General features: G+C 51.3%; 3 protein-coding genes. All 3 read left to right on the top strand.

Going from position 1 to position 2,402, the window contains the following annotated elements; all coding sequences use genetic code 11:
* The first annotated feature begins 81 nt into the window (after positions 1-81).
* The 3 genes from tnpA to tnpC all read left to right on the top strand — a co-directional run bounded on the left by tnpA (position 82) and on the right by tnpC (position 2,351).
* The gene (gene tnpA / locus ACO0KY_RS19555; protein ID WP_423048894.1) at positions 82-453 is read left to right on the top strand and encodes an IS66-like element accessory protein TnpA; all 372 of its coding nucleotides are present in this window, start codon (positions 82-84) and stop codon (positions 451-453) included.
* Positions 450-782 (top strand): IS66 family insertion sequence element accessory protein TnpB, encoded by a 333-nt coding sequence (gene tnpB, locus ACO0KY_RS19550; RefSeq protein ID WP_423048892.1) that lies wholly within the window; start codon positions 450-452, stop codon positions 780-782. The genes tnpA and tnpB overlap by 4 nt, the downstream gene beginning before the upstream one ends.
* A 75-nt stretch (positions 783-857) precedes the next feature.
* The gene (gene tnpC, locus ACO0KY_RS19545) at positions 858-2,351 is read left to right on the top strand and encodes an IS66 family transposase (protein ID WP_423048890.1); all 1,494 of its coding nucleotides are present in this window, start codon (positions 858-860) and stop codon (positions 2,349-2,351) included.
* Positions 2,352-2,402 lie beyond the last annotated feature (51 nt).

The following is a 2,402-nucleotide window of genomic DNA, read 5'->3' as shown; positions in this document are numbered from 1 at the left end:
GTAAGCACCCGGTGAAGTCATCTTGAAGTTAAGAGCGTAAGCGTAGATGATCGTGTCCACTTATTAAGTGGACACTTGTACATGATGGAAGATGGAATCAATACGCCTAGACGGCGTCGGCGACACAGTGCCGAATTCAAGGCTCAGGTAATTCAAGCCTGCAAACAACCGGGAGTTTCAATTGCAGCTACGGCTTTACGTTACCAGTTAAACGCCAATCAGGTCCGCATTTGGATCAGGGCTCATGAACAATTGACGATACAGTCGGCGCAAGCTACACCAGTCACCTCAGTTCCTGAATTTATTCCAATTCCATTACCTGCGCCGAGCGCCGCTACCGTGACTCCGGACATCGTGATTGAAATCAAACGAGGAGCCGCTAATGTGATTGTGCGCTGGCCGCAAGCTGCCGCCGCAGAGTGTGCTAGTTGGCTGCAGAACTGGCTAAGATGATTCGGATAGATTCCATCTGGCTGGCAACCGAACCAATTGATATGCGCATCGGTATGGACACTGCACTGGCCAAGGTAGTTAAGGTCTTCGGTGCAGCGCGACCGCATCATGCCTATCTGTTTACCAACAAGCGTTCGACACGTATCAAAGTACTGGTCTACGACGGATTTGGCATCTGGCTGGCGAGTCGCCGTTTGAACAAAGGCCGCTTTACGTGGGTTGGTCATGGCGTCGATATGGCAGGACTTAATCCAGAACAATTAAGGGCATTAGTGACCGGTCTGCCATGGGAGAACCTGGCTCACGGTCACTCGATTTCGGTGCTGTAGTACTGAGACCACAAAGTTGTAAACTTCTGTAAACGTCTTTGATTAAATCACCTCTGCTCTGGCACACTGCCAGACATGAACTTTGCTACCGCCATCGACGATTACACCAAAGAACAACTGATTCAGTTGCTGATTCATCAGCAGGCGATGAACGCCAAACTGACTCATGAATTAGCTATTCTTAAACGCCAGAAATTTGCAGCGACCAGCGAAGCTTATACCGGCGAACAGCAGCGTGAACTGTTCGAAACGCTCGACACCGACTTAGCGGCCGTCACTGCCGAAATGGAGCAACTGGCACTGACAAATCCCCTGCAAGCAGAACCAGCCAAACAGCAACCCAAACGCGTCCGACTCCCGGCAGAACTGCCGCGCACTGACATTCACCATGAACCGGATTCAACGTTGTGTCAGTGCGGTTGCCAAATGAAACGGATCGGTGAGGACGTAGCCGAGAAACTCGATTACCAACCCGGCGTATTCACGGTAGAGCGCCATGTTCGTGGCAAGTGGGTCTGCCATCAATGCGAAACATTGGTACAAGCGCCGGTACCTGCACAAATCATCGATAAGGGCATCCCGACCTCCGGATTGCTGGCTCAGGTACTTGTCGCTAAATATGCCGATCACCTTCCTCTGTACCGCCAAAGCGGCATCTTTGAACGGTCTGGATTAGCCATTCCCGATTCCACACTATCTGAATGGGTGGGCCGTTGCGGTGTTGCGCTACAACCGTTGGTGGATGCGTTGAAACAAGAATTATTGACTCAACCGGTGTTGCATGCTGATGAAACACCACTTCCGATGCTCAAGCCTGGACATGGTAAGACACACCGAGCCTATTTGTGGAGTTATTGTAGTACACCGTTAAGTAGCATGAGATCGGTGGTATTTGACTTTGCAGAGAGCCGTGGCGGCAAGCATGCAGAACAATTCCTGGGGCGATGGCGAGGCACCCTCGTCTGCGATGACTTTCCAGGTTATAAGGCGCTGTTCAAATCCGGAATCACGGAGGCCGGATGTATGGCGCACGCCCGACGCAAATTCCATGAGCTATGGGCAAATCACAGTAGTCAGATAGCTGGAGAGGTACTGGATTTATATGCGCGACTCTACGACGTGGAACGCGAAGCAAGTTTGCTCGATCCAGCGCAACGATTAGCCATTCGTCAAACACAAGCCAAGCCAGTTGTAGATGCCTTGCATCAATGGTTACTGGTTCAACGTCAGCGAGTCCCTGGTGGCGGTGCTACCATCAAGGCAATCGAATACAGCTTGAATCGTTGGTCGGCGTTGACACATTACCTTAACGATCCCCGGGTACCGATCGATAACAATTGGGTTGAGAACCAGATTCGTCCCGTTGCACTGGGGCGAAAGAATTGGATGTTCGCCGGTAGCCTGCGTGCAGGAAAACGTGCTGCGGCGATCATGAGTCTGATTCATTCAGCACGGCTCAACGGTCACGATCCTTACGGATATATGAAGGACGTATTGGAAAGGCTACCATTGCAACCATTCAGCCGCATCAGCGAACTACTTCCGCACAACTGGAAGCCTGCTCAATAAATCCGATCATCAATCTAAGGATCGGTCAACCTGTGTTGACCGGGTGCTTAC

Origin of the sequence: Undibacterium sp. Dicai25W (assembly GCF_049340505.1) — a bacterium.
Taxonomy (GTDB): domain Bacteria; phylum Pseudomonadota; class Gammaproteobacteria; order Burkholderiales; family Burkholderiaceae_D; genus Undibacterium; species Undibacterium jejuense.
This window is presented reverse-complemented; position numbering and strand designations above follow the sequence as displayed.